This is a genomic window from Halorubrum rubrum, assembly GCF_024494685.1.
GTDB classification, from domain to species: domain Archaea; phylum Halobacteriota; class Halobacteria; order Halobacteriales; family Haloferacaceae; genus Halorubrum; species Halorubrum rubrum.
The window spans coordinates 172,015-197,968 of record NZ_JANHDM010000004.1 but is presented as its reverse complement, the minus strand read 5'-3'; the positions used below and the strand labels follow the sequence as shown (position 1 = coordinate 197,968).

The 25,954-nt window shown below is 70.5% G+C and carries 23 protein-coding genes and 1 tRNA gene; 15 read left to right on the top strand and 9 right to left on the bottom strand.

Features of this window, described 5'->3' with window-relative positions; all coding sequences use genetic code 11:
• Positions 1-14: 14 nt before the first annotated feature.
• A complete protein-coding gene (locus NO889_RS06640; protein WP_256411499.1) occupies positions 15-2,228 on the bottom strand; it encodes a type II secretion system F family protein in 2,214 nt (737 codons plus the stop codon).
• The gene (locus NO889_RS06635) at positions 2,225-3,868 is read right to left on the bottom strand and encodes a type II/IV secretion system ATPase subunit (protein ID WP_256411498.1); all 1,644 of its coding nucleotides are present in this window, start codon (positions 3,866-3,868) and stop codon (positions 2,225-2,227) included. The genes NO889_RS06640 and NO889_RS06635 overlap by 4 nt, the downstream gene beginning before the upstream one ends.
• Positions 3,869-4,073: 205 nt before the next feature.
• Here NO889_RS06635 and NO889_RS06630 point away from each other — a divergent pair, with 205 nt between their 5' ends.
• Positions 4,074-4,538 carry a DUF5793 family protein gene (locus NO889_RS06630; protein ID WP_256411497.1) on the top strand — a complete coding sequence of 155 codons (465 nt, stop codon included), beginning with the start codon at positions 4,074-4,076 and terminating at the stop codon, positions 4,536-4,538.
• Between the two features lie 30 nt (positions 4,539-4,568).
• Here the strand turns inward: NO889_RS06630 and NO889_RS06625 are convergent, their stop codons facing one another.
• On the bottom strand, positions 4,569-5,417 hold the full coding sequence (locus NO889_RS06625; protein ID WP_256411496.1) for an SAM hydrolase/SAM-dependent halogenase family protein: 849 nt from the start codon (positions 5,415-5,417) through the stop codon (positions 4,569-4,571).
• A gap of 113 nt (positions 5,418-5,530) precedes the next feature.
• Entirely contained in the window at positions 5,531-6,061 is a 531-nt protein-coding gene (locus NO889_RS06620; RefSeq protein WP_256411495.1) for a nicotinamide-nucleotide adenylyltransferase, read from the bottom strand.
• Positions 6,062-6,229: 168 nt separating this feature from the next.
• On the opposite strand from NO889_RS06620, the gene lonB reads away from it, so the two are divergent.
• The 6 genes from lonB (at position 6,230) to NO889_RS06590 (ending at position 12,571) form a co-directional block, all read left to right on the top strand.
• The gene (lonB, locus tag NO889_RS06615; RefSeq protein ID WP_256411494.1) at positions 6,230-8,536 is read left to right on the top strand and encodes an ATP-dependent protease LonB; all 2,307 of its coding nucleotides are present in this window, start codon (positions 6,230-6,232) and stop codon (positions 8,534-8,536) included.
• A 63-nt stretch (positions 8,537-8,599) separates the two neighbouring features.
• Complete coding sequence (locus NO889_RS06610; protein ID WP_256411493.1) at positions 8,600-9,382, top strand: CBS domain-containing protein; 783 nt, start codon at positions 8,600-8,602, stop codon at positions 9,380-9,382.
• 43 nt (positions 9,383-9,425) lie between these two features.
• Positions 9,426-10,622, top strand: a complete 1,197-nt coding sequence (locus NO889_RS06605) for an arginine deiminase family protein (RefSeq protein WP_256411492.1) — start codon at positions 9,426-9,428, stop codon at positions 10,620-10,622.
• 92 nt (positions 10,623-10,714) lie between these two features.
• On the top strand, positions 10,715-10,960 hold the full coding sequence (locus NO889_RS06600; RefSeq protein ID WP_256411490.1) for a hypothetical protein: 246 nt from the start codon (positions 10,715-10,717) through the stop codon (positions 10,958-10,960).
• A gap of 104 nt (positions 10,961-11,064) precedes the next feature.
• The gene (locus NO889_RS06595; RefSeq protein ID WP_256411489.1) at positions 11,065-11,940 is read left to right on the top strand and encodes an NOP5/NOP56 family protein; all 876 of its coding nucleotides are present in this window, start codon (positions 11,065-11,067) and stop codon (positions 11,938-11,940) included.
• Complete coding sequence (locus NO889_RS06590; protein ID WP_256411488.1) at positions 11,933-12,571, top strand: fibrillarin-like rRNA/tRNA 2'-O-methyltransferase; 639 nt, start codon at positions 11,933-11,935, stop codon at positions 12,569-12,571. The genes NO889_RS06595 and NO889_RS06590 overlap by 8 nt, the downstream gene beginning before the upstream one ends.
• Before the next feature lie 19 nt (positions 12,572-12,590).
• Here NO889_RS06590 and NO889_RS06585 read toward each other — a convergent pair whose 3' ends face one another.
• Positions 12,591-12,899, bottom strand: a complete 309-nt coding sequence (locus tag NO889_RS06585; RefSeq protein WP_256411487.1) for a transcription initiation factor IIB family protein — start codon at positions 12,897-12,899, stop codon at positions 12,591-12,593.
• Positions 12,900-13,010: 111 nt separating this feature from the next.
• Between NO889_RS06585 and NO889_RS06580 the strand changes: the two genes are divergently transcribed.
• The 5 genes from NO889_RS06580 to NO889_RS06560 all read left to right on the top strand — a co-directional run bounded on the left by NO889_RS06580 (position 13,011) and on the right by NO889_RS06560 (position 18,158).
• Positions 13,011-13,095: transfer RNA gene (locus tag NO889_RS06580), tRNA-Leu, on the top strand.
• A 382-nt stretch (positions 13,096-13,477) separates the two neighbouring features.
• The gene (locus NO889_RS06575) at positions 13,478-13,714 is read left to right on the top strand and encodes a CDGSH iron-sulfur domain-containing protein (RefSeq protein ID WP_256411486.1); all 237 of its coding nucleotides are present in this window, start codon (positions 13,478-13,480) and stop codon (positions 13,712-13,714) included.
• 389 nt (positions 13,715-14,103) lie between these two features.
• Positions 14,104-16,446: a DNA mismatch repair endonuclease MutL gene (gene mutL / locus NO889_RS06570; protein WP_256411485.1), complete on the top strand. Its 2,343-nt coding sequence runs from the start codon at positions 14,104-14,106 to the stop codon at positions 16,444-16,446.
• Between the two features lie 60 nt (positions 16,447-16,506).
• Positions 16,507-17,667 (top strand): thiolase family protein, encoded by a 1,161-nt coding sequence (locus NO889_RS06565; RefSeq protein WP_256411484.1) that lies wholly within the window; start codon positions 16,507-16,509, stop codon positions 17,665-17,667.
• On the top strand, positions 17,664-18,158 hold the full coding sequence (locus NO889_RS06560) for a PhlB family protein (RefSeq protein ID WP_256411483.1): 495 nt from the start codon (positions 17,664-17,666) through the stop codon (positions 18,156-18,158). Before NO889_RS06565 ends, NO889_RS06560 begins: the two co-directional genes overlap by 4 nt.
• A 64-nt stretch (positions 18,159-18,222) precedes the next feature.
• Here NO889_RS06560 and NO889_RS06555 read toward each other — a convergent pair whose 3' ends face one another.
• Entirely contained in the window at positions 18,223-19,242 is a 1,020-nt protein-coding gene (locus NO889_RS06555; RefSeq protein ID WP_256411482.1) for a lysylphosphatidylglycerol synthase transmembrane domain-containing protein, read from the bottom strand.
• Between the two features lie 104 nt (positions 19,243-19,346).
• Here NO889_RS06555 and NO889_RS06550 point away from each other — a divergent pair, with 104 nt between their 5' ends.
• The 3 genes from NO889_RS06550 to NO889_RS16440 are packed head-to-tail and all read left to right on the top strand — an operon-like array spanning position 19,347 to position 22,314.
• Positions 19,347-20,222 carry a hypothetical protein gene (locus tag NO889_RS06550; protein WP_256411481.1) on the top strand — a complete coding sequence of 292 codons (876 nt, stop codon included), beginning with the start codon at positions 19,347-19,349 and terminating at the stop codon, positions 20,220-20,222.
• A gap of 10 nt (positions 20,223-20,232) precedes the next feature.
• Positions 20,233-21,219, top strand: coding sequence for a glycosyltransferase family 4 protein (locus NO889_RS06545; RefSeq protein WP_256411480.1), 987 nt, complete (start codon positions 20,233-20,235; stop codon positions 21,217-21,219).
• A complete protein-coding gene (locus tag NO889_RS16440) occupies positions 21,220-22,314 on the top strand; it encodes a glycosyltransferase (protein WP_256411479.1) in 1,095 nt (364 codons plus the stop codon). It begins immediately after the preceding gene.
• Positions 22,315-22,323: 9 nt separating this feature from the next.
• Here NO889_RS16440 and NO889_RS06535 read toward each other — a convergent pair whose 3' ends face one another.
• From NO889_RS06535 to NO889_RS06525, 3 genes are read right to left on the bottom strand one after another with little or no spacing between them, the layout of a single operon-like run.
• Positions 22,324-23,124: a metallophosphoesterase gene (locus NO889_RS06535; RefSeq protein WP_256411478.1), complete on the bottom strand. Its 801-nt coding sequence runs from the start codon at positions 23,122-23,124 to the stop codon at positions 22,324-22,326.
• Complete coding sequence (locus NO889_RS06530) at positions 23,124-24,647, bottom strand: hypothetical protein (protein WP_256411477.1); 1,524 nt, start codon at positions 24,645-24,647, stop codon at positions 23,124-23,126. The genes NO889_RS06535 and NO889_RS06530 overlap by 1 nt, the downstream gene beginning before the upstream one ends.
• Positions 24,644-25,918: a Single-stranded DNA binding protein gene (locus tag NO889_RS06525; RefSeq protein WP_256411476.1), complete on the bottom strand. Its 1,275-nt coding sequence runs from the start codon at positions 25,916-25,918 to the stop codon at positions 24,644-24,646. The genes NO889_RS06530 and NO889_RS06525 overlap by 4 nt, the downstream gene beginning before the upstream one ends.
• Positions 25,919-25,954: the final 36 nt, after the last annotated feature.

The following is a 25,954-nucleotide window of genomic DNA, read 5'->3' as shown; positions in this document are numbered from 1 at the left end:
GATCCGTCTCGCGCTCACAACCCGCCCATCGCCGCGAAGGCGACGAGCGTCGAGGCGAGCAGGATCGCCGCGTGTTTCGCGCCGTCCTTGGCGGACCCCTCGCCGAGCTGTCCGGCGACGATCCCCGAACACAGCGCCTGGATCGCCGCCGCGTGGAAGAACAGCCGCTCGTACGCGCTCGCGTCGATGTCGCCGAGTCCGCCGACGATCCCGCCGCCCGCTCCCGCTCCGACGCCGGTTCCGGTGCCCGTCTCCGCGGCCGCGCCCGCCATCGACGCCTCCTCGACCGCGGGGATGAACGACACCGAGAGGGCGGCGATGACGCCGAGGAACACCAGAAACGAGATGTAGATGACGATGAGGTACGTCAACATCACCTGTCTGCGCTCCCGGCGGAGCGTCCACGTCGCCCGCGCCTCGTCGGCCGCGATCCGGAGGACGGGCGCGACGTCGTCGCTCGCGTGTATCGCGTTCGTCACGAGCACGACCGCCCGCGACGTCATCGGCGAGGCGACCCGGCGCTCCAGGCGGTGAAGCGCCGCGGTCACGTCCGCGCCCCAGTCCACGTCGCGCCGGGTGCGTTCCAGGTCGGCCGTCAGCGCCTCGAGGTCGGTTCCGGCCACGCGGCGGATGCTCGCGACGACCGAGGTCCCCGCCTCGTTGACGCTGGCGAGCCGGTCGAGGAAGTCGGGGATCGCCGCCTCGATCCGACGTATTCGGCGCTTTCTGACCTCGTAGACGACCGCGTACGCCACGAGGACGAACGCGGACGCGCCCACGGTCGGGGCGTCGACCTGCGCGGCGATCTCCGTCGCCCCGCCGGTCGACAGCGGGTGGACGGCGACGGCCACCCCCAGGATCGCGATCGGCACGGCGACGGCGAGGACGGCCTCCGGCGACCGCAGGACGCGTTCGACCGGCGAGTTCGCCCACGCTCGGACCGTGCGGAACCGGTCGTAAGCGCGGAGGCGTTCCCTGCTCGCCTCCCACCGGTCGGCGACGTCCCCGCCGTCAGATCGGGGAGCGGCCGACGCCGCGGGTCCCGCCGCCGAGGCCCGGCCGCCGCTCCCACCGTCGCCGGCGCGGTTTCCGTCGCGGTCGTCGTCGGCGCGACCCTCGTCGCTGCCGCCGTCCCCGTCGCGTCCGGCAGTGCTGCCGTGGGACGTCTCCGACGGCCGGACCCGCTCGCTGCCGCCGATCCCCTGCGTGATGCTGTCGACGTACACCGCGAACCCGAACGTCGCGAGCGGGACCGCGACGTAGACGACGACGCGCAAGAGCGGGAGCGTGTCCTCCAAGACGAGCCCGATCACGACGAGGATGGTGATGAAGAACAGCGGGCCCGCGACGAGCGTCGTGACGTACGCCTCCGCGAACGTCGACAGCAGCTCGAGGTACTGCTCCTGTTTCGACTCCGCCTCCTCCTGGTAGCGCTCGTACTGGTCGTTGAGGAACGCCGACAGCGACCGGCCGGTCCCGAGGACCGACGCGAGGTTCTCGGCGAACTCCGAGAGGTCGTCGCTCGGGGTCCGGCGGGCGGTGTGGCGGAGCGCGGTCAACACGTCGGTCCCGAACGCGTTCATCTCGCGGACCGCGACCGACAGCTCCGTGGCGGCCTCGCCGTACACCGCCTCGTTCTCCGCGAGCGTGTCCATCACTCGGGGGAACGGCATCCCCGACCGCGAGAGCGCGTACACGAACGCAACCGTTCGCGGGAGCGTGGCGTCGATCTCGACGGCGCGCGCGGTCGCCCGCTGGCTCAACAGGGCCCACCTGGCGTAGTACGCGCCGGCCGCAAGCGCCGCGCCCACCGTGGCCGACGCGACCGCGAGGAGCACGAACAGCTCGAGGAGGCCGACCTCCGTCAGCCGCGTCAGTCCGGCCACGAAGGAGAGCGGTCCGGGGAGGACCTCGCTCAGACGGTCGCCGCCGACCTCGAGCGTTGTCAGAACCGCCGCGGCGAGGTAGACGCCGATCACGCTCCCAGCGACGCCGAGGACGCCGGCGTAAAGCAGCGTTCGCGAGGCGTACTCCCGGTGGGTTCCCCCCACGTGAGCGGCACGCATCAGGTCGCGCTCGCGTTGTCTGCGACCGTGGCTCGCGACGTAGTCGCCGAAGAGCGACAGCGCCAGCCTGGTGACGACCAGGTCCGCGCGCGGGACCGCCCGCGACGCCGCGAGCGCGAGACAGCAGGCGACCGCGAGGACGAGCGGGAGGTACGCGATCATCCGCCGTCGGCCTCGGCCCGCTCCTCGAGCCGTTCCATCACCCTATCGGCGTCCGCGTAGTACTCGTTGACGAGCGCCGTGAACCGTCTGAACCCGTTCACGCCGAGCGCGGAGAGCAGCTCGAGGAACCGCTCGCGGCGGTCGATCTCCCGGAGCAGCTCCGAGCGCGACCATCCCCGTTCCGTCTGTATCTCCTCGAGGAGCGAGGAGTCGTTTCGCCGGAACTCGTCGGTCTCCGCCCGCCACTCGAACGCGGAGGAGTAGTCGAGCTCGCCGGTCCGCTGGTCGATGCCGCCGATCTCGCCGATCGTCTTCGCCCGGCGGACCCGCTGGTCGTTCGAGCGCGTCAGCGTCTGGACGGCGAGCATGTCGAGCGACTGGACCATCGCGCGCGGGACGTTGATCGGCTCGTTCTCGAGCCGGTTGATCACGGTCTCGATCGAGTCGGCGTGCATCGTCGAGAAGGTGGTGTGGCCCGTGTTCATCGCCTGGAACAGCGTGATGGCCTCCTCGCCGCGGACCTCGCCGACGATGATGTACTCCGGGCGGTGTCGAAGCGCCGACCGCAGCAGATCGTACATGTCGATGTCGTTGCCCTCGTGGCGGCGCTCGCGGGTGACCGAGGAGAGCCAGTTGTCGTGGTACAAGGAGAGCTCGCGGGTGTCCTCGATCGAGAGCACCTTCGCGCGCGGCGGGACGAACATCGAGACCGCGTTCATCGAGGTGGTCTTCCCGGAGGCGGTCCCGCCCGCGAAGATGAGGCTCTTGTTGTGCTCGATACAGAGCCAGAAGTACGCCATCTGTTCGATCGAGAAGGTTCCGTACTCGATCAGGTCGATCGGCGTGAACGGCTCGTCGGCGTACTGGCGGATGGTGAACGCGGACCCGCGCGGGGTGACCTCCTCGCCGAGCGCGAGTTCGGCGCGCGACCCGTCCGGGAGCGTCGTCTCCACCATCGGGTCGCCGACGGAGACGTGTCGACCGGACTGCTGGGCGAGCCGGATGACGTAGTTGTCGAGCTCCGCCTTCGAGAACGAGACGTTCGTCTCGACGTCGGTGTACTCGTCGTGGTAGACGAATATCGGGAGGTCGTACCCGTCACACGAGACGTCCTCGATGTGGTCGTCGTTCAGGAGGGGGTCGACCTTTCCGAACCCCCGGAAGTCGCGGTAGAGGTAGTACGCGATCGAGTGGAACGTGTCCATCCCGGCCTCGACGCCGTACCCCTCGAGCAGCGACTCGAGTTCGGCCCGGAGCGTCTCCTCGTCGGTCCGACCCGTCCCCTCGCGGTAGAGGAGGGGATCCCGGATGTCGTCGGCGACGCGGTCGAACAGGTCCCGCTCGAAGTCGTCGAGGACGGGCTCGACCGCGTAGTAGCGGTGTTCGCTCTCGCGTTCGTCGTAGGTGATCACGACGTACGCGTACGGCGCGTTCACCCAGTAGCGGTCGATCTCGCGCTCGTCCGGCGGCGCGGTGAAGGCGGCGAGCGGGCCGTCCTCGCCCGGCCTGAACGGACGGACCGAGAGCTCCGATCCCCGGAGCATCTCCCACGTGCGCTCGAGGCGTCGGCGGAACGCCCCGACGGCGTCCGCGATCCCCTCCGCGCGCGTGCCATCCGCCGTCGGTGCGTCTCCCGACATCTGTCGTTAGCGGTGTACACGCGGCTCCGAGTTAAAAGGACCCCGTCGATTATCAACGCCGAGTCCGCGGTCCGCGGACGAGCCGGGAATCGCCGCCGGCCCGGAGCGACCGGTCCGGGCTCGTCGAGCGCCGACCGATCCGGCTCCTCACCCCGACGGTGCCCGTTACGTTCATACGGTCGGGCCGCTAAGCACGGCGTAGGCAATGCGGCGTGACTACTTCGAGTTGACCGTCGAGGGCGTCGACGAGGACGCCGGCGAGCCGACGACTCCGTTGGTCCGCATCGACTTCCACGGACCGGAGGGGCTGTTACGCGACCGGCTCTCGGACGCGGACGGCGAGCTGCTCTCCGCGGGCGCGATCGACGTCGCGTTCCGACTCCGCGAGCCGCTCGAGAGCGGCGACGCCGAGGGCGTCGTGGGCGTGACGAACCGGTTCACGGGCGATTTCGTCCTCGAGCTCAACGAGACCGCGGACGACGTGCTCCCCTTCATCCGCGCCGCCCGCGACTCGGTCGACGCCGCCGGCGACGACGCGCGATACCGCGTCGAGATCGACCTCGACGGCGAGCGGCTCGTGAGCTACGACAAGCAGACGTTCCTCGTGTACGACCACGAGGGGAACCTCCTCCGGAACGAGAGCCTGATCCCCTCGGGCGTCGAGCTGTGACCCCGGACGATCCCGTTTCGGCTCCCCCGATCACAGGCTGACGTTGTCGGCGACGAACCGCACCGCGTCGCCCGGCCGCAGGTCGAACGCGCCGTCGCCGCGGCCGTCGTTGACGTCACACTCCGCGTAGCCGTGGCTCCCCACGGTGACGAGCTGCTCGCCGGGCTCGACCGCGCCGAACGTCTCCGCCACCGGCGTGAGGTCGCCGTCGACGCGGATCCAGTCGCGCCCGCGGACCAGTTCGCCGGGGACGTTGGTGATCACGTTGCCGAAGCGGTCGACCGCGAGCACCTCGCCGTCGATCGCGGCGGCGTCGCCGTCGCCGTCACGCTCGACGCTCGGCTCCGGAAAGGCGAGGTCGACGGGGTCGCTCGCGGGCGAGAGGTCGTCCAGGGCGGCGAGCGCGTCGGCGACCGCCTCGGGTGTCGGTCCCGCGGCGGGCGGCGTCTCGTCGGCCGCCGCCTCGTCGATCGCCACCCGGATCCGTGCGGCGGTCGGCGCGAACACGTCGCGGCCGTGGAAGGTTGCGCTCGCCGGGTCGTCGACGTCGATCGTTCGGACGTCGACATCGGATCCGTCGCCCGCCAGCGCCCGCGCCGGCGGCATCGCGAGCCCGTTGTCGGGCGCGACGATGGCGTGGGAGCCGGCGCGGACGACCAGGGCGTCCCGCCCCGTGCCGACGCCAGGGTCGATCACGGCGCAGTGGACCGCGGGCGGGAACTCCGGGAGGACGAACCGGAGCCAGAACGCGGCCGCTCGCGGGTCGCCGCGCGGAAGGTCGTGGGCGACGTCGACCAGTTCGGCGTCCGTGTACCGGCGGATGACGCCTTTCATCGCGGCGGGGTACGGCGAGCCGAAGTCGGAGGTGAGCGTGATCACACCGGTTTCGGCGTCCGGCGGACGCTTAAAAGGGGCGAACGGCGTCGACCGAGCGCTCCGCGACGGCAACGCCTTACGACGCGTCGGACATCCCCTGAATCGTCCCGATCGAACTACTGGTCCGAGGGCTCGCCGCCGTTCGAGTCGGTCTCGGCGATCCGACGGATACGCTCGACGCCGCCGACCTCCTCGATCACGTCGGCGACGGCGTCGGGAACGAGGGCGTCCCAGTCGCGGCCGCGGACCATGCGCTCGCGGAGTTCGGTCCCCTCCAGCACGTCGCGCCGGAACATCGGCGACTGGCGCACCTCCACGCCGGCCTCCTCGAAGAGTCGCACGACGAGCGGGTTGTTCGAGTACGCCACGTCGAACCGCGGGGTCATGCTCCGGACGTGGCTCACCCAGACGGAGTTGCGGTCGAGGTCCTCGATGGGGACGACGTAGGTCGTGACCGGGAGGTCCTCAACGGCCTTCGTCACCATCATGACTCGCTCTCCCGCGGTGAACGGGTTGCGGGTCGTGTGCGAGTCGCCGGCGGAACCGATCCCCAACACCAGCTCGTCGACCTCCTCGGCTATCTCCTCGACCATGTGTCGGTGGCCGTCGTGAAACGGCTGGTACCGCCCGATGTAAAAGCCCCGCATGGATACACGATGTGACGCCGGGATTTATAAACCTCGTGGGACCCGAACGCCGACGGAAACGGGCGTTATACGCCGATATCGGGAGTCTGAAGCGTCGGGGCGCGATGGTCGCGGGGAGAAAGTATATCAGTAGCCGACCCTTCCGTTCCGATAACGGACTTCGATTCTATGAGCAACGAGAAGGACACGAACGACCCGCCGGAGGAGGACGCCTCGCCCCCGGACGACGACGCGCCGGAAGGGGCCGAGGAGGACGTTCGAAATCCGGAGGAGAACGGCGAGAACGCTCCCGGAGAGGACGCCCCCGGCAAGAGCACCTCCGACGAGCGGCGTCGGGACCGCTCCGGTGACGGGGCGGATCACACGGGACCGGATCCGGTCGACGACGGGTTCCGCGAGCCCGAGATCGCCCCGGCCGAGGAGGACGCCTCCGATGACGGCGGCATCCCCTCGAACGACGGCGAGGAGCCGTCGCCCCCGCCGGAGGCCCCCGACGAGGTCGTCGACGCCGGCGACGACGGCGGGATCGACGACCTCGGGAGCACCGTCGAGGTCGAGGGCGCGGAGATCGACGAGGACCCCGACGAGGACGACCTCCTCGGCGGGCTCAAGATCGACACCACCTCCGAGATCTCGATCCCCGACCGGCTCGTCGACCAGGTGATCGGCCAGGAGCACGCCCGCGACGTGATCATCAAGGCGGCGAAACAGCGCCGCCACGTGATGATGATCGGCTCGCCCGGTACCGGGAAGTCGATGCTCGCGAAGGCGATGTCCGAGCTGCTCCCGAAAGAGGAGCTTCAGGACGTGCTGGTGTATCACAACCCCGACGACGGCAACAAGCCGAAGGTCCGGACCGTCCCGGCCGGGAAGGGCGAACAGATCGTCGACGCCCACAAGGAGGAGGCCCGCAAGCGCAACCAGATGCGGTCGCTCCTCATGTGGATCATCATCGCCGTCGTGTTGGGCTACGCGCTCATCATCGTCGGCCAGATCCTCGTCGGCATCATCGCGGCCGGGGTCGTCTACCTCGTCTTCCGCTACCTGAACCGCGGCTCCGACGCGATGATCCCGAACCTGCTCGTGAACAACGCGGACACCAAGTCCGCGCCGTTCCGCGACGCGACGGGCGCACACGCCGGCGCGCTGCTCGGCGACGTCCGCCACGACCCGTTCCAGTCCGGCGGGATGGAGACGCCGAGCCACGACCGCGTCGAGGCCGGCGCGATCCACAAGGCGAACAAGGGCGTGCTGTTCGTCGACGAGATCAACACCCTCGACATCCGCTCACAGCAGCACCTCATGACGGCGATCCAGGAGGGAGAGTTCTCGATCACGGGCCAGTCCGAGCGCTCCTCGGGCGCGATGGTCCAGACCGAGCCCGTCCCGACGGACTTCGTCATGATCGCGGCGGGGAACCTCGACGCGATGGAGAACATGCACCCGGCGCTGCGCTCCCGGATCAAGGGGTACGGCTACGAGGTGTACATGGAGGACACCATCGAGGACACCCCGGAGATGCGCCGCCAGTACGTGCGCTTCATCGCCCAGGAGGTCGCGAAGGACGGCCGCCTGCCGGAGTTCACCGCGGAGGCGATAGAGGAGGTCATCCTCGAGGCCAAGCGTCGCTCCGGCCGGAAGGGGCACCTGACGCTTCACTTCCGGAACCTCGGCGGGCTCGTCCGGGTCGCCGGCGACATCGCCCGCGGCGAGGACGCCGACTTCACCACCCGCGAGCACGTGCTCCAGGCGAAGGGGCGCTCGCGCTCCATCGAACAACAGCTCGCCGACGACTTCATCGAGCGCCGGAAGGACTACGAGTTACAGGTCTCGGACGGCTACGTCGTCGGCCGCGTCAACGGGCTCGCCGTCATGGGCGAGGACTCCGGGATCATGCTCCCGGTGATGGCCGAGGTCGCGCCCTCGCAGGGGCCCGGCGAGGTCATCGCCACGGGGCAGTTAAAGGAGATGGCTCAGGAGTCGGTCTCGAACGTCTCGGCGATCATCAAGAAGTTCTCCGACGAGAACATCTCGGAGATGGACATCCACATCCAGTTCGTCCAAGCGGGCCAGCAGGGCGTCGACGGGGATAGCGCGTCGATCACGGTCGCGACCGCCGTGATCAGTGCCCTGGAGAACGTCGGCGTCGACCAGAGCCTCGCGATGACCGGCTCGCTCTCGGTGCGCGGCGACGTGCTTCCCGTCGGCGGCGTCACCCACAAGATCGAGGCGGCCGCGAAGGCCGGCTGTACGCGGGTCATCATTCCGCAGGCCAACGAACAGGACGTGATGATCGAAGAGGAGTACGAGGAGATGATCGAGGTCATCCCCGTCTCACACATCAGCGAGGTGCTCGACATCGCGCTGGAGGGCGAAGCCGAGAAGGACTCGCTCGTCTCCCGGCTCAAATCGATCACCGGCTCGGCGCTCAAAGACCAGGGCGTCTCCGGACCCTCGAGCCCGAGCCCGCAGTAGCGTCGCCGCGCGGCCTCGGTCGTTCCCGCCCCTTTTTGTACGGTCGAGGACGTACTGAACTCCATGTCCGGAAAGCCGACGGTCGGCGAGTACATGACTCGGGACGTCGAGACCGTCAGCCCGGAGGACACCGTGTCGTCGGTCGCGAAGCGGATGGTCGAGACGGCCGGTCACAAGGGATTTCCCGTCACGCAGGGGCGGACCGTCGAAGGGTTCGTCTCGGCGGGCGACCTGCTCTTGGCCGACGACGACGCCCCCGTGTTCACGGTGATGTCCGAGAACCTGATAGTAGCGCATCCCGACATGAAAGTCACCGACGCCGCCCGTGTCATCCTGCGATCGGGGATCCAGAAGCTCCCGGTCGTCGACGACGCGGACAACCTCGTCGGGATCATCTCGAACACGGACGTCGTTCGCTCGCAGATCGAGCGGGCGACCCCCGGAAAGGTCGGGAAGCTGATGCGCACGCTCGAGCAGATCCACGGCGTCGAACTCGACGAGGAGCGTCGCGAGGTCCGCCTCGACGACCTCACGCCCACGCAGGCGCGGGTGTACGCCGACGAGCTGGAGGGCAGGCAGTACGAGCTGGACCGGGGGCTCGCCGAGCCGCTCGTCGTCATCGACAACGACGGCGTCCTCCACCTCGCCGACGGCCACCACCGCGTGATGGCCGCACACGAGATGGGAACCGAGAGGATGGACGCGTACGTGATCGTCACGCGGACCCCGGTCGACCTCGGGATGGCCAAGACGGCGGAGAAGGAGGGGCTGGAGTCGATCGGCGACATCGAGGTGGTCGACTACGCGCGTCACCCGCTCGTCGAGACGACGAAGCGGCTCCAGTGACCGGGGGCGGGGGATTTTTCGCCGCCGCCCGCGAGTCGAGGGTATGTCCGAGTATTCGGTCCGCGCGGAGTGGGAACGGCTCTCGGCTGTCAGGGTTCACACGCCGGGACTCGAGCTGTGGTCGGGGAGCCTCGCGCCCGAGGCGAACCTGTTCGAGGACCACGTCCCGCCCGAGCAGGCGCGCCGGGAGCACGAAGGGCTCGTCGACACGCTGGAGTCGACGCACGTCGAGGTCCACCGGCTCGCCGACGACCTCGCGGCCGGCGACGCGCTCGACGACCTGACGCGTGACGCCCTCGAGGACGGCGGCGTCGACCGGATCGACGACGTGCTCGCCGCCTTCTCCCCGCGCGAGAAGCTCCAGATCGTCCTCTCGCGACCGAGCCTCACGCCGAGGAGGACGGTCGACGGCGGGACCGACGGCGCGTCGGTGGCGCTCGACGCGCCGATCTCGAACGTCTACTTCCAGCGCGACACGACGATCGTCGGGGACCGAGGACCGATCCTCTGTCACATGTCGAAGCCGATCCGTCGGCGCGAGGAGCCGATCGTCAAGCGCGCGTGGGAGTCGATCGGGGCGGACCTCCGCTACGAGATGACGGGCGAGCCGCTCGAGGGCGGCGAGTTCATGCCCGCCGGCGAGTTCGCGCTGCTCGGCGTCTCCGCGGAGGTGGACGGCGAGGAGCACGTCATCCGGACGAGCTACGAGGCGGGCGAGCGACTCATGCGGGACGGGGCGGTGTCCTACGACGAGTTCGGGCTGGTGCGCGCGCCGTTGGAGGCCGACCGGACACACCGGGTCGACCGCGGGCTCGGCTCGCGAGTGATGCACCTGCTCGGCTGGTTCAACATCGCCGCCGAGGGGCTCGCCGTGCTCGACGCCGACCTGGCGGCCGCAGCCGACGTCGACGTCTACCGCAAGCGCGGCGACGTCTACGAGCACAGCCACACGACCTCGACGCTGGAGTACGTGCGCGACGAGAAGGGGTTCGACGTGATCGACGTCGCCGACGGGGAGCGGTGGCCGACAAACTTCCTCGCGATCGACGACGGCACCGTGATCCCGCTCTACGAGCCCGACGGGGACGGGGAGTACCGGCCCGAGGAGAACCCCACGATCGAGGCGCTCCGCGACCGCGGCGTGGACGTCCTGCCCGACGGGATCGGGATCCCGCGCGCCGCGCTCACGAACGGGGCGGGAGGTCTCCACTGTATGACGACGCCGATCGCCCGCGAGTAGGGTCGCCGAGTCGGCGTCGGAGCCGGGCGACCGGCCGCCGTCGCGGTCGGCCGACGGACACCTTTTTGTAAACGAACCGAGTAGTTCGGCGCATGGGACGAATCAGAACCGCGATCTCACGGGCGAAGTACGCCGCCGTCGGCGCGGCCGTCGGGGCCGCGGTCGGCGGGCTGGTGAACCGGAACGCGGCGAGCACCGGCGGCGCGCTCGGCGGCCTCGCCGGCGCGACGATCGGGGAGGTCCGAGTCGGCGAGTGCGGCCTCCTCGGTGGCCTGCGGTCCGAGGACGACGGCGACTCGGCGGACGACGACGCGGAATCGGTCGAATCCGCCGCTTGAGGTGGACGGGGATCCGTCGGCCCCGTCGGCCGGAAACTACCCCGGAACGACGTTCGACCGACACACCGGGACGCATATACGAGTTCGCGCGCAGTTCTCCGAGTATGACCACCGACGAGAGCGACGCGGGCTGGTTCGCGTCCGTTCCGCCCGACGACCTCGACGCCGCCCGCGACGCGATCGAGGGCGGCAGCGCGGAGGTCCCGGCGGACTGGCCGCGTCTCGCGGTCGCGTCCGGCTTCGCGGCCGACGCCGGCGACTACTACGACCGTCTCCGCGAGAGTACCCTCCACGCGGCCCGCGAGGCCGTTGCGGAGCGCGAGCGCGCGGACGACCGGCAGCTGATCCACGCCGTCCGCGCCATGGACGACTGCGAGCGCGTCGCGAACGAACTCGCGGAGCGGGCCGTCGAGTGGGCGGGGAGCCGCTTCGACGGCGCCGACTCCGGGATCGCGGGAGCCCGCGCGATCGCCGAGCGGGAGCCCGACGACGACCTCGACCGACGAGTGATCTCGCTGGCCGCGCGCGCGGCCGCCCTCGCGGACGAGCGGGACGAGCTCGCGGCGACGATCGACCGGGTCGCGCCCGCGGTCGCGCCGAACCTCGCCGACATGGCCGGCCCGGAGCTCGCCGCGCGGCTGATCGCGCTCGCGGGCGGGCTGGAGTCGCTGGCGAGGAAGCCCTCGGGGACCGTCCAGGTGCTCGGTGCGGAGGACGCCCTGTTCGCGCACCTCTCCGGGCGGGCTCCCTCGCCGAAACACGGGATCATCTACACCCACGAGTTCGTCCGGGGGACCCGCCCCGAGGACCGCGGGTCGGCCGCGCGGGCGCTCGCGGGGAAGCTGGCGCTCGCGGCGCGCGCGGACCACTACTCGGGCGAGTACCGCGAGGTGCTCCACGAGGACCTCCGCGAGCGGATGGCGACGATCCGGGCGCGGGCGGACGCGAACGGGGACGAGACGGGGGACGGCGATGAGTAGCTCGGCGCTTCCCGCCGGCGTCGAACGCCGCGAGATCGACGGCGAGGCGCGGCTGGCGACTCGCGGCACGCCGGTCTACGGCGAGCCGACGGACGGCGAGTGGCGCGCGTGGGACCCGGAGCGGTCGAAGCTCGGCGGCATGTTCGAGCTCGGGTTCGACGTCGGCCTCTCCGGCGGCGAGACCGTGTTGTACCTCGGCGCGGCCTCGGGGACGACCGTCAGCCACGTCGCCGACTTCGCCGGGGCGACGTACGCGGTGGAGTTCGCCCCGCGGCCGGCGCGGGACCTGCTCGAGGCGGCCGAACCCCGCGACCGGCTGTTTCCCCTCCTGAAGGACGCCCGGAAGCCGGAGACGTACGCGCACGTCGTCGAGAGCGACCTCGACGCGCTCGTCCAGGACGTCGCGACGCGCGGACAGGCCGCGGTGGCGACGCGGAACGCGCGGTTCCTCGCCGACGACGGGCGGCTGTTGCTGGCGGTGAAAGCGCGCAGCGAGGACGTCACCGCAGAGCCGGACGACGTGTTCACGGAGGTGCTCGCGGAGCTGGAGGGGGCCTACGAGGTGCTCGAGACCGGTCGGCTCGACCGGTTCCACGAGGACCACCTCGGGGTCGTGGCGACGCCGCGGTGAGTCTCTCCTTCCGACGGCGTCACCACGTCGGCGGCGAGAAGCCGGCGTTCTCCAGGAGGGGTTTCCAGCGCTGCTGGACGGAGAGTCTCGAGACGCTCATGGCGTCGGCGACGGCGGACTGGGGGCGCTCCTGGCCACGGATCAGCGCGGCGGCGTAGAGGCTGGCGGCGGCGGTGGCGGGTTTCGAGCGCTCCTCGTCGGGGATCTCCGAGAGGAACAAGTCGGTCGCGGTCGAGCAGGCGTCCTCGTCGAGGTCGAGAGTCGCGCAGGCGTCCTCGATGCGGTCGATCCACTCGGCGTTATCGACGCGGTCACTCGCCCGGTACATGCCGCGTGGTTGGCGGCCGAGGTACAAAAAGGAGCCGCGGGCTTCGCGGTCGCGGCGGGTCGGGCCGGCGTTCGTCAGGTTCTTGAATCGGTTTCGCCTACCGGTTAACGCGCGCGGGTTGCCGAGCCAGGCCAAAGGCGTAGCGCTTAGGACGCTATCCCGTAGGGGTCCGCCGGTTCGAATCCGGTCCCGCGCATACTGCCTCGAACGAACGTGAGAGGCATGTATGCGCGACGGAGGATTCGAAGCAGGGAACGGAGCGAAGCGGAGTGACTGAGGTTCGAATCCGGTCCCGCGCACTAAGTGAAGGAGCGTAGCGACTGAGCGAGGGAGCAGGCCGGTTCGAACCCTACCGGTCGCGCGCAACGGAGCGAGCACGTCCGGTTCCGGTTCGAATCCGGTCCCGCGCACTGAACGGAAGCCGACGAGCGAAGCGAGTCGGCTGGAGTGAGAGAGCAGGAGCGATTCGAGCCCGACGAGAAAGGCGCAGCGAACGCAGTGAGCGAGAGTTCTCGGTCCCGGTTCGGATCCGTTTTGCGGCCACAAACCGTATTCCGGCTCGAACCGTGCGTGCCCGCATGGCCCGTGAAGTCACACACGAGGCGGCGGAACCGGTGCGGCTCAACGAGACGGACATGGGAGACGACGGCCTGATCTACGTCTGTCGATGCGGGCTCTCGGGGTCGAAACCGCTCTGTGACGGCTCGCACAAGGCCGCCGCCGACGAGGAGGACGGCGTCCTCTACAAGTACGCGAACGACGATCCGGACGGACCGCGGCGGGAGGTGGCCGAGATCGTCTACGCGGACGAGTGACGGACTTCCAAACTCCCAGTCGCTCGGCTGGACGAAGCGGGGAACGCGACCTCGGAAAACGCCTCCAAAGCCCCAGTTGCGAGGACTCGCGCGACTCGTTGCGCTCTTCGCTCAGTCGCTCTCGCTCCTTCGCTCCGGTGCTTACGTCGCCGTGCTTCGCCCTCGCAACTGCCCCTTTAAGTCCCACCCGACCGCGACCGCCCCGCACCTCACGCCTCCCCAGCCTCGTCGTCCGCCCTCCGCGTCGCTCCGGTCGGCCGACTCCCTCGCGAGCGGTTCGCGGGTGCTGTCGCACCCGCTCACCGGCGCGCCACCGCACCGGATCGCGTTGGGCCGTCCACTTGTCGGGGACGGTTTCAAGTACTCGCTGCCCTCACCCACGAGCAGTGATGGAGCCGCCCGACATCGAGCGGTTGGACGAGCGGACGATCCAGCGGATCGCGGCGGGCGAGGTGGTCGAGCGACCGGCCAGCGTCGTGAAGGAGCTGGTCGAGAACAGCCTCGACGCGGGCGCGAGCCGCGTCGCCGTCTCGGTCGAGGCCGGCGGCACCGAGGGGATCCGCGTCCGCGACGACGGCGTCGGGATCCCGGAAGACCAGCTCGAGGCGGCCGTCGCCGAACACGCCACCTCGAAGATCGCCGACATCGACGACCTGGAGGCCGGCGTCGGGACGCTCGGCTTCCGCGGCGAGGCCCTGTACACGGTCGGGGCGGTCTCGCGGCTGACGGTCCGGTCGCGGCCGCCGGGTGCCGAAGCGGGCGCGGAGATCACCGTCGAGGGCGGCGACATCGGCGAGGTGCGCCCCGCGGGGTGTCCGACGGGGACGACCGTCGAGGTCGAGGACCTCTTCTATAACACGCCCGCCCGCAAGAAGTTCCTCAAGCGGGTGACCACGGAGTTCGACCACGTCAACACGGTCGTCACGGGGTACGCGCTCGCGAACCCCGACGCGGCCGTCTCGCTCGAACACGACGGCCGCGAGACGTTCGCGACCGAGGGGAACGGCGACCTCCGGTCGGCGGTGTTGGCGGTGTACGGCCGCGAGGTCGCCGAGTCGATGGTCCCGGTCGACTGGGAGCCGGCGGCGGGGGCGGACGAGGGTCTTCCGGCGAACCGCGTCACGGGCCTCGTCTCGCACCCGGAGACGACCCGTTCGGCCCGCGACTACCTCGCGACGTACGTCAACGAGCGCTACGTCACCGCGGGCGCGCTCCGCGAGGCGGTGCTGGAGGCGTACGGCGGCCAGCTCGCGCCCGACCGCTACCCGTTCGCGGTGCTGTTCGTCGAGATCCCCCCCGACGAGGTCGACGTGAACGTCCACCCGCGGAAGCTCGAGGTTCGGTTCGACCGCGAGGCCGGAGTCAGAGCCGCGGTCGAGTCGGCCGTCGAGGAGGCACTCCTCGATCACGGGCTGATCCGGTCGACCGCGCCGCGTGGACGGTCCGCCCCCGACGAGGTCGACGTCGTCCCCGAGACCGCGGACGGCGAGGTCGTCGGCGGGGGCGTCGCGGACGGGCGAAGCGGACGTGAAGCGGACGAAGCCGATCCGGGCGGAGACGGAACCGCCGATCCCGAATCCGCGTCAGCGGCCGGTCCGGATCCGGCGTCGGCGACCGAACTCGACCCGGACGACGAGGACGCCTGGTCGGTCGAGGGGCTCACGGGGGAGTCGGACCGCGACGCCGACGGGGACCGCGGCTCGGGCCGCGACGACGACGCGGGCGGTCCGGCGTCCGACCGTCCCTCCCCGCGGAGCTGGCAGGCCGACGACGCCGAGGCGGGAACCGAGGCCGGCGAGGACGGTCGACCCGCAGACGCGGTCGCCCGATCGCCGGCGGACGGTTCCGGTCCCGCCGACCGCGACGCGGCTCTCGACTCCGGTTCCGCCGTCGACCCGGACTCCGGATCCGTCGGCGTCGACTCCGGATCGGCCGGCGGCTCCGATCCCGAGTCCGCCGTCGGCGCCGATCCGACGCCCCGACGTGCCGCGACGAACCAGCGAACCCTCGGCGGCGAGGAGACGAGCGCCGAGCGCGCGTACGACTCGCTGCCGTCGCTCCGCGTGCTCGGCCAGCTCCACGACACGTACGTCGTCGCCGAGGCCCCCGACGGGCTGGTGTTGATCGACCAGCACGCGGCGGACGAGCGGGTGAACTACGAGCGACTCCGTCGGGAGTTCGCCGAGGGGCCGCCGGCCCAGGCGCTCGCGGAGCCGGTGACGGTCGAGTTGACGGCGCGGGAGGCGGCGCTGTTCGGCGACTTCCTGGCGGAGCTGTCGGGGGTCGGGTTCCGTGCCGAGCGTACCGGCGAACGCGAGGTCGTCGTCGAGGCGGTCCCCGCGGTCTTCGACGCCGCGCTCGACCCCGAGCTGCTTCGGGACGTGCTCACGGAGTTCGTCTCGGACGCGGCTCGAACCGCCGAACCGGCCGACGGTGACGAAACGGACGCCGATGCCGCCGAGGTCGCCGAATCCACTGCCGCGCCCGACTCGAACTCGGTGGCCGACGCGGTCGACGAACTGCTCGCCGACCTCGCGTGTCATCCGTCGGTGACCGGGAAGACGTCGCTCACGGAGGGGAGGGTCGTCGACCTCCTCGACCGGCTCGACGCGTGTGAGAACCCCTACGCCTGCCCGCACGGCCGGCCGGTGGTGATCCGGCTCGACCGCGAGGAGCTGGAAACCCGGTTCGAACGCGACTATCCGGGACACGCCGGCCGGCGCGCGGAGTGATCTCCCGGCCCGTCGCCCGCCGAGAGGCACGCTTTTGGTGTGCCGGTCGGACCCGGACGTATGGAACGCGTAGCGATCATCGGCGCGTCGATGACCCGGTTCGGGCAGCGCGACGCGTGGGTTCGGGAACTGCTCGCGGAGGCGGGCGAGGCGGCGCTCGCGGACGCCGGCGTCGACGGCGGCGACCTCGATCACCTGTACGTCTCGAACATGGCCAGCGGCGAGTTCGAGGGACAGACCGGCGTCCCGAACGCGCTCGCACACGACCTGGCGGCAACGCCCGCGTACACGGCGCGGATCGACCAGACCTCCTCCTCGGGCGGCGCGGGCGTCTACGCCGCCTGGCAGTCGATCGCCTCCGGCGCGAGCGACCTCACGATGCTGGTCGGCGGCGAGAAGATGACCCACCGAAGCACCGCCGAGGCGACCGACGTGATCGCCTCGCTCACCCACCCCGTCGAGTACAAACACGGCGTGACGCTCCCCTCCTTCGCGGGGCTCACCGCGCGGCTCTACCTGGACACCTACGACGCCCCACGCGAGAGTCTCGGAAAGGTCGCCGTGAAGAACCACAGAAACGGCGTGGACAACCCCCACGCCCAGTTCCGCAAGGAGGTGGACCTCGAGACCGTCCTCGAGTCGCCGGTCGTCGCGGATCCGCTGCGGTTGTACGACTTCTGTCCGATCACCGACGGCTCGGCCGCGCTCGTGTTCTGCCCCGAATCCGTGGCCGAGGAGTACGTCCCCGACGACCAGTACGCCGTGATCTCCGGGATCGGCGGCGCGACCGACACCCACGTCGTCCACGAGCGCGCGGACCCGACCACGATGGGCGGCGTCGTCGACTCCTCGGCGATCGCCTACGAGATGGCCGGGGTCGGCCCGGACGACGTCGACGTCGCGGAGCTCCACGACATGTTCACCATCCTCGAGTTCCTCCAGAGCGAGGACCTCGGCTTCTTCGAGAAGGGCGAGGGGTGGAAGGCGGTCGAGGAGGGCGTCACCGACCGCGACGGCGACCTCCCCATCAACACCTCGGGCGGGCTCAAATCGAAGGGCCACCCGCTCGGCGCGAGCGGCGTCGCACAGGTGTACGAGATAGTCAAGCAGGTCACCGGCGACGCCGGCCCGCGGCAGGTCGACGCCGACACCGGACTCGCGTGTAACGTCGGCGGGTTCGGGAACTGCGTGACGACGGCGATCCTGGAGGGAAGCCAATGACCGACGACGACACGACGGGGACGACGGACGCGGTGGACGCGACGAACACGGCGGGTGAGACGGGATCGGCCGACGGAACCGACGGCGAACCGGTCTTCGAGGCGGCCGAGTACGCCGACGGGACGGTCACCTACCCGCCGCACCCGGTCGGGCCGGACGGCGCGGAGCGGGTCGGGACCGTGGACCTCCGCGACCGCGAGGCGCGCGTCGTGACGTGGACCACCTCGACGGCGACGCCGCCCGGCGTCCGCGAGCCCAACACGCTCGCGATAGTCGAGTTCGAGACGGACGAGGGGTACGACGGCCCGCCGGTTCGCGCGCTCGGACAGGTCGCGGTCGACCCCGACGACCCCGACGGCGAGACGTACGACGTCGCCATCGGCGACCGCGTCGCCCCCGTCTACGCCGAGGAGCTCCGCGAGCCCGGCGCGGGGATCCGCGAGCCCGCGAGCCAGGCGTGGGACGGGTTCCGGTTCCGACCGGTCGAGTAGCGGCCGAGTCGCCGGCGGACGCGGCGGGTGCGGCGGGTACGGTGGCTGGTCTCCGGCAGCTCGGTCACCGCAGCATGTGGACGCCGAGCGCCGAGGTCACGACCCCGCCGAGCACGATCGGCGTCCAGTAGGTTCCGCCGCGGAACACGAGCACGGCGGCGGTGATCACGGAGGCATCGATCCCGGTGATCGGCACGAGCAACGCCACGTAGGCGGCCTCGATCCCCCCGAGACCGCCCGGCATCGGCGTCGCGCCGGCGAGGTTCGCGAGCGGGATGGCGAAGAGCACCACGTACGGGGGAATCGCGTGACCGACCGCGGCGAACGCCGCCGTCAACGCGATCGCCTGCGCGAGCCACCCCAGAAGCGACAGCGCGACGACGATCGACAGCCGCCACCGGTCGGTTCCGACGCGCTCGATGTCGTCGAAAAATCGGGTCAGCCGTCCGGTGAGGTCGGCCTCGAGCGTCGCCGCGTCGTACCGTCCTCGCCCGAGCCGGTCGACCCACGGGGTGACGAACGCCGGGAGCCGCACGATGAGCGTCTCGCGGTACCGCCAGACGACCGCGATGGCGAGCACGACGCCGCCGACCAGCGCGACGGCCGAGGCGACCGCGGTTCCGAGGCGGTCGCCGACGGCGGCGGTGGTCGCGTAGTAGCCGACGCCGACGAAGACGAGGGAGAGGGAGGGGACGACGTTGAGGACGTCGACGCTCGCGATGCCGGCGAGCCCGGTCTCGTACCGGCAGTCGGAGACCTTCGAGATGAGCAGCGCGGCGACCGGCTCGCCGCCGGCCTGTCCGAACGGGGTGACGTTGTTCGCGAAGACGGCCCCGACGTAGACGAGCACGGACGTGTGGACGGGGATCGAGACGTCGAGCGAGCGGAGGACGGTCCGGAGCATCAGCCCCCAGGCGGCCAGCCAGCAGAGCGCGAACGCCGCGGTCGCCGCCACGTACGCCGGGTCCGCGGACGAGAGGACGTCGAGGACGTCCCCCGCCCCGACGAGGAAGAACAGCACCGCGAGAACGGCGACCGCCGCGAACGACCCGAGAAGCAGCGCGCGGCGGTTTCCGTCGGCCATGCCCGACCCTATCGGGGTAGCGAACTTGAAACGTCTGATCGGACGCGGCGACGGGTCCGGATCAATAAGAATACAACGTTCGATCCGAAACGTACCCGCAACCGATGGAAGACCAGCGTTTCCTCGAATCGGAGTGGGACTACTGTCTGGTGCTCGACGCGTGTCGATACGACGTGTTCCGGGACGTCTACGACGACTACCTCGAGGGCGACCTGGAGAAGCGCTGGAGCGTCGGCTCCTCGACGCCCGAGTGGGCCTACCGAACGTTCACGGGCGATCACGACATCGCGTACTTCTCCGGGAATCCCTTCATCAACGACCTGGGGATCCCGCTGAACGAGCTCAAGTGGGGCGCGAGCTGCGACTACGAGTGGACCGCCTCCGACCACATCAGCGACATCCACGACGTCTGGAAGACCGGCTGGGACGACGACCTCGGGACGGTCCCGCCGGGGGGGATCGCGGAGGCGTTCAGAGACGAGCAGGCCGCGGTCGAGGCCGCCGACCGCACCGTGCTCCACTACATGCAGCCGCACGCGCCGTACCTCTCGCGCGGCAAGGGCCAGAAGCTCAAACAGATCCAGAAGGGGATCAAACGCCAAGAGCAGGAGGCGAACGAGGACGGAGTCGACGGCGACGACGGGAGCGACGGGTTGCTCTCCTCGCTCAGCGATTCGATCCGACCGAAGATCGAGAGCCGACTGGACGACAGCCAGTTCGCCCAGAAGGCCGGGCTCTGGCTGGAGCTCGATCCGGCCGACCTCGTGAAGGACGGCACACGAGTTGCCGCGCTCCGGTTATACGAGGAGAACCTGCGGATCGCCTTGGAGTCCGTCGCCGACCTGGTCGACGAGCTCGACGGGACGGTCGTCGTCACCGCCGACCACGGCGAGGCGTTCGGCGAGGAGGGCGTCTGGGAACACCACATCGAGACGCACATTCCGCCGCTGATGGAGGTGCCGTGGCTCGAAGTGACGTGACCGCCGGACGATGAAGGTGAGCCACTACTTCGAGTTCGAGTCGCGGGTCACGGGGGGGATCCGCGAGTCCGTCGCCCACCAGCGGAAGATGCTCGACCGGCTCGGGATCGAGTACACGACGGAGCCGACGCTCGAGGCCGACGTGTTCCACTGTAACCTGCTCGGTCCCCGGTCTGCGTGGTACGCGCGACGCGCGGCCCGACGGGGCGTGCCGGTCGTCGCGAACGCGCACGTCACCGCCGAGGACTTCGGCGACAGCTTCCGGTTCACGAACGCGCTCGCGAGGCCGCTCCGGCCGTACCTCCAGTGGGCGTACGGGCTCGCGGACGCGCTCGTCTGTCCCTCGGAGTACAACCGCGGAGTGATCGAGTCGTACGTCGACGTCCCGACGACGGTCATCTCGAACGGGGTCGACCGCGAGAAGCTCGCCGGCTTCGAGGCGCTGGAGGCGACCTACCGCGAGCGGTACGACCTCGAGGCGCCGGTCGTCTTCCTCGTCGGCCACGTGATCAAACGCAAGGGACTCGAGACGTTCGTCGAGACGGCCCGCCGGCTGCCCGACGTCGACTTCGCGTGGTTCGGGCCGCTGGACCTGTCGTTGAAGGGTCGCGAGACGACGGCGCTGATCGAGGAGTCGCCGGAGAACTGTACGTTCACCGGCTACGTCGACGACATCCGGGGAGCGTACGCCGCCGGCGACGTGTTCTGTTTCCCGACCCACGAGGAGAACGAGGGGATCGCCCTGCTGGAGGCGATGACCGCGGGGAAACCGGCGGTCGTCCGCGACATCGAGCCGTTCGCGTGGCTCGAGGACGGCCGGGAGTGTGTAAAGACCGCGGCGGACGCCGGCGTCGACGCCTTCGTCGAGGCGATAGAACGGCTCGCCGACCCCGACCTCCGAGACCGGCTCGGCGCGAACGCGGCCGCCCGGAGCGAGGAGTTCTCGCTCGATGCGGTCGCGGAGCGCTACCGGTCGCTGTACGAGGAGGTGGTCTGAGTGCGGATCGGCTTCTTCACCGACAGCTACTTCCCCGGAATCGACGGCGTCACGTACACTATCGACCTCTGGCGCGAGGAGCTGGAGGCCAAGGGCCACGAGGTGTACGTGATATATCCGGACGGCGACTACGAGCCCGACGACCGGGAGATACCGGTCAGGTCCCTCCCGAACCCGTTTTATAAGGGATATCGGATCCCGACGTACCGCCGCCTCTCGACGCTGCCGACGCTCGACGTGGTCCACTGTCACGGCCCCGCACCGGTCGGGATGCTCGGCCGGTACTACGCCTGGAAACGCGACGTGCCTTCGGTGTACACACACCACACGCCGCTCGAGGAGTACTTCCACCAGAGCGTCGGATCGGAGGCGGCCGCAACGGCGCTCTCGCGGCTGTACGTCCCGCTCGAGAACGCGTTCCTCCGGACGTTCGACGTCGTGACCGCCTCGACGAAGCGGATCGACCGCGACGTCGAGCACGTCCCGCTTCCGGTCGGCATCGACATGGACTTCTTCGAGCCGACCGCGGAGGACTGGTACCCCGACCGAACCGTGATCGGGTACAGCGGCCGGCTGAGCATGGAGAAGAACGTCGAGGAGATCCTGCGAGCCGCCGAGAGCCTCCCCGAATATCGGTTCGTCGTGGTCGGCGAGGGACCGCGCCGCGAGGCGCTCGAACGCGACGCACCGGAGAACGCGACGGTCCGCGATTTCCTTCCGCGCGAGGACCTGCCGATCTTCTACTCCTCCATCGACGCGTTCGTCACGGCCTCGACCGGCGACACGCTGGGGCTGTCGACGCTCGAGGCGAACGCCTGCGGCACGCCCGTCGCCGCGGCCGACGTTCCACCGTTCGATCAGACGATCGGTCCCGGAAACGGCGAACGATTCGCCAGCGGCGACCGCGAGGAGCTGGTCGAGGCGGTAGAGACCTGTCTCTCCACGGATCGGGACACGAGGGCCGCCATCGAGCGGTTCGACGTCGACCGCACGCTGGAGAACCTCGAACACCTCTACCGCAACGCGCGAACGCCGGACGACCCCGCCGCGACGGTCGACGACGGCTGGCCGCTCTCCGAGGACCTCGTCGAGTGATATCGGAGCTTAGATCCGGCGGAAGTCGCCGAGCCGCGTCCCGTCGAGGAGGTAGGCGTCGCCGGCGACGAGCCCGTCCGGGAGGAACGGTGCGAGAAACGATTCCCCCTCGACGTTGATCCACGTGCCCCCGGAGCGCTCGTTGAACGCCGGAAACACGACGAGTTCGGGCCCGATCTCCGCGGACTCCCGACCGGCTCCGTCCGGGTCGTCTCCATTCCCGAAGACGGACGACTTCAACGGACCGCGTAACCACGCGCGCTCGGTCCGCGACCCACCGACCGCGTCCTCGAGTCTGACCTGCGGATGCTCGTGGCCCATACAGACCACGTCCGCGGACCGGAGTGACGGGTCGGGCCGGGTGTGACCGTGGAGGACGGCGACGCCGGACCCGTCGCCGGTCGACCCGCCGCTCCCACACAGGACGCCACCGCGGGGACCGATCACGTCGAGACGGTCGGCGAACGCCTCCGCGACGCCGGCGTCGTGGTTTCCCTCGACCAGCGTGATCGGAACGCGCTCCGTGACCGCCGCCACGAGCGCCTGTATCTCATCGCGCTCTCTGCCCTCCGGCGCGCCGACGCGGTGGGCGAGGTCGCCGAGAACGACGAACCGATCGACGCCGGTTTGGTCGATCAGCGAACGGATCCGGTCCCGTCGCTCGTCGGCGCGGCTCTCGAGTTCCACCCCGCGTTCGTAGCGGAGGCCGACCTCGATGCCGGCGTGGACGTCAGCGACGAGCAGCGCCCGCTCGTCGCCCAGGTCGGCGACGGCCGCCGGCTCGCCGACGACCGGCTCGACCGCGGCCATCAGATCGCCTTGAGTAGCCCGTCTCCCGGCTCGTAGCACTTCCCGCCCATCAGCGCGTCCTGGACGGCCTCCTCGACGGCTTCGGGGTCGACCCCGTGCTCGGTCGCGACCGCCTCGACGACCGCCTCGCGGTCCGCGCCGTCGCCGTCGTCGAGCGCCTCCATCTCCTCGACCGCCGCGGCCTCGAGGTCGACGTCGTCGGGGGCGAGGGTCTCGTCGGGATCGGCGGCGTCGTCTTTGGCGGCGGTTCCGGCGTCCGCGGGCTCGACGTCGCTCACGCTCTCGGCGTCCGGGGACGGCTCGTCGGGTTCGGGCACGTCGATGTCGGCTTCGCCCGGCTCGTCGACCTCGGATCCGGTCGAGAAGTCGGTGCCGAACTCGGCTTCGATCTCCTCGCGCTCGTCGTCGTCGAGCTCGTACATCTCGTCCGTCCCGTCGTCGTCGAAGTCGCCGAGACCGGGTTCGTCGTCGGCATCGTCGGAATCGTCGACAGCACCGTCGTCGTCGTCACCGGCGTCCTCGGCCCCGCCGAAGTCGCCGAGACCGTCGGGGCCGTCAGCGACGTCGGCGTCCTCCGGTCCGTCGTCGACCGCCCCGGTCGGCGTGGACTCGTCCGAGGGAGCCTCGTCGGTGGAGTCGAGTACCGACTCGTCGGTCGCTTCCTGCGATCCGATCGACGGCTCGGTCGATTCGTCCGGCTCGTCCGGTTCGGTCGATTCGTCCGGCTCGTCCGGTTCGGTCGATTCGTCCGGCTCGGTCGGCGTCGCCGCGTCCGCTCCGGCCGCCGTCTCGACTCGCACGTCGGTGTCGGGCAGCGGGCCGATCGTCGCGTCGCCGCCGGCGTCGGGCGCGATCTCGGGAGGGCGGACCTCGTCGCGCTCGCCGGCGATCAGCTCCAGCGCGTCGACGGCCATCCGTCGGACCGCCTCGACGTACGCGGGCGAGGTGTCGTAGTGGGCGAGCGCCTTGGGGATCCCCGCCGCGAGCGACGCGGAGGCCCCGCCGGCCTCGAGCGCGCCTCGCAATTCCTCGCCGCGGAGGTCGGACGCGATCGCCCGCTCGAGGACCGCGAGGCGGTCGAGGGTCCGCTCGGCCGCGGAGACGACCCACCGGTCGCGGGTGTCGGCGTCGACCTCGTTCAGGCTCTCCGGGCGGACGGAGGTGAACACCCGATCCGAGTCCTCCGGCTCGAACGTCCGGGCCTTGCCCGTCAACGCGACGAACGCGGGCGTCTCCGCGCGTTCGAGGAACGCCTGCTCGTCCGGCTGGTACTGGCCGGCGTACGTCACGAACGCGCCGGAGGGGTCGACGACCCGGCCGCGGCTCGTCTGGTCGTTGACGCGCTCGACCTCGGTGAGCACGCCCGCGACGAACAGCCGGTTGACTCGCGCACCCGTCGGCGTCACGACGTAGTTCGGGGCGCGCTCCTCGTCGCTCTCGGAGTACGACAGGGAGGCGTCGTCGAACTCCGCCGCGAACAGCCGGTGGGCGACCTCGCGGGTGCCCGGTCCGTCGTCGCTCATGCGCGCACCTCCGCGAGCGTCGCGCGGGCCGCGTCGGCGGGGTCGTCGTCGGCCGCCTCGAACGCCGTGGCGTCGAGGGTCGCGCCGTACTCGTCGACGGAGAGGCTCCCGCGGACGCGGTAGGCCCCGCCCTCGAGCGTCTCGGCGATCGACTCCGCGACGACGTCCTTGTCCATCGCGTCGGTCGCGGCCGCGAGCGCCTCCTCGAGCCCGCCGCCGTACACCGCGGCCGTGAGGTCGGAGTCGAGCACGACGGTGACGGTGTCGGTGCCGTCGTCGAGGATCGCCTTCACGCGGAGGTCGTCCTCGCCGTCGACCTCGCCGTGGCTCCGGCACTGGCCGTTCTGGATCACGCGGCCGCACTCCGGACAGCGCTCGATGAGCCCGGAGCCGTCGCGCACCTCGAGGACGTTCCCGACGAGTTCGACGTCGAACACCCCGCCGGAGGCGACCGCCTCCGCGACCGACAGCCGCGGCGCGCTCTCCGTCACCTCGACGGGGTCCGGAAGCGGCGTCACCGTCGTGAACTCGGTGAGGTTGATCGAGGGGACGCCGCGGAACTCGCGGGCGTACACGTCCTCGATCCGGAGGTCGGCGCCCGCCTCCAGCTCCGGACGCGGGTCCCAGTCGGTGAAGGGGAGCCTCGCGGTCGCGTCGCCGACGACGCCCTCCCGGATCTCCGTCTCGCCGTCCCGACCCGAGATCGTCTTCGACTCGACCTCCAGGACCCGGACCTCCACGTTGCGGCCGCGGTCACCGGCCGCGATCTCGACGAGGTCGCGGTCGCCGCCCACCTCGCGGTCGACGGAGACGGGCTCGTCGGCGATCGCGACCGTCGTCGACTCGTTGAGGTTGAGCTCGGGCTCGCCGTCCCACTCGCGCACGCCGGCGTTGCCGATCGTGAGCGAGTCGCCCGGCTCGAACCCGAAGTCCTGCCAGGCGGTGTAGGATATCGTCCCCGTCCCGTCGGCGAGCTCCCCCTCGCGGATCGTGAGGTCGTCGCCCTGATACCGGATCGTGCGGGTTCCGCGAGTGAGCACCCGGACGGTGACCGTGACGTTCCCGTGGTCGGTCGTGATCTCGGCGAGGTCGACGGACTCCGGGGTCGGACTCGACCCGCCGCCACCGCCGCCGTGTTTCCGCCGGACGCTCTGTTTGGCCTCGTCGATCGGGACGCTGTACTCGAGTAGGTTCTCCAGGTCCGCTTTGACCTCCGCCTTGTCTACGCCGAGGTCGGAGGCGAGCTCCTCGGCATGGCTGTTGACGTCCATCGCTCGCGAGTTCGACGCGACCGCACAAAAGGGTTC

Coding starts and splice junctions, on each gene's coding strand:
- NO889_RS06640 (WP_256411499.1), bottom strand. CDS start 2,228: ATGATCGCGTACCTCCCGCTCGTCCTCGCGGTCGCCTGCTGTCTCGCG.
- NO889_RS06635 (WP_256411498.1), bottom strand. CDS start 3,868: ATGTCGGGAGACGCACCGACGGCGGATGGCACGCGCGCGGAGGGGATC.
- NO889_RS06630 (WP_256411497.1), top strand. CDS start 4,074: ATGCGGCGTGACTACTTCGAGTTGACCGTCGAGGGCGTCGACGAGGAC.
- NO889_RS06620 (WP_256411495.1), bottom strand. CDS start 6,061: ATGCGGGGCTTTTACATCGGGCGGTACCAGCCGTTTCACGACGGCCAC.
- lonB (WP_256411494.1), top strand. CDS start 6,230: ATGAGCAACGAGAAGGACACGAACGACCCGCCGGAGGAGGACGCCTCG.
- NO889_RS06610 (WP_256411493.1), top strand. CDS start 8,600: ATGTCCGGAAAGCCGACGGTCGGCGAGTACATGACTCGGGACGTCGAG.
- NO889_RS06605 (WP_256411492.1), top strand. CDS start 9,426: ATGTCCGAGTATTCGGTCCGCGCGGAGTGGGAACGGCTCTCGGCTGTC.
- NO889_RS06600 (WP_256411490.1), top strand. CDS start 10,715: ATGGGACGAATCAGAACCGCGATCTCACGGGCGAAGTACGCCGCCGTC.
- NO889_RS06595 (WP_256411489.1), top strand. CDS start 11,065: ATGACCACCGACGAGAGCGACGCGGGCTGGTTCGCGTCCGTTCCGCCC.
- NO889_RS06590 (WP_256411488.1), top strand. CDS start 11,933: ATGAGTAGCTCGGCGCTTCCCGCCGGCGTCGAACGCCGCGAGATCGAC.
- NO889_RS06585 (WP_256411487.1), bottom strand. CDS start 12,899: ATGTACCGGGCGAGTGACCGCGTCGATAACGCCGAGTGGATCGACCGC.
- NO889_RS06575 (WP_256411486.1), top strand. CDS start 13,478: ATGGCCCGTGAAGTCACACACGAGGCGGCGGAACCGGTGCGGCTCAAC.
- mutL (WP_256411485.1), top strand. CDS start 14,104: ATGGAGCCGCCCGACATCGAGCGGTTGGACGAGCGGACGATCCAGCGG.
- NO889_RS06565 (WP_256411484.1), top strand. CDS start 16,507: ATGGAACGCGTAGCGATCATCGGCGCGTCGATGACCCGGTTCGGGCAG.
- NO889_RS06560 (WP_256411483.1), top strand. CDS start 17,664: ATGACCGACGACGACACGACGGGGACGACGGACGCGGTGGACGCGACG.
- NO889_RS06555 (WP_256411482.1), bottom strand. CDS start 19,242: ATGGCCGACGGAAACCGCCGCGCGCTGCTTCTCGGGTCGTTCGCGGCG.
- NO889_RS06550 (WP_256411481.1), top strand. CDS start 19,347: ATGGAAGACCAGCGTTTCCTCGAATCGGAGTGGGACTACTGTCTGGTG.
- NO889_RS06545 (WP_256411480.1), top strand. CDS start 20,233: ATGAAGGTGAGCCACTACTTCGAGTTCGAGTCGCGGGTCACGGGGGGG.
- NO889_RS06535 (WP_256411478.1), bottom strand. CDS start 23,124: ATGGCCGCGGTCGAGCCGGTCGTCGGCGAGCCGGCGGCCGTCGCCGAC.
- NO889_RS06530 (WP_256411477.1), bottom strand. CDS start 24,647: ATGAGCGACGACGGACCGGGCACCCGCGAGGTCGCCCACCGGCTGTTC.
- NO889_RS06525 (WP_256411476.1), bottom strand. CDS start 25,918: ATGGACGTCAACAGCCATGCCGAGGAGCTCGCCTCCGACCTCGGCGTA.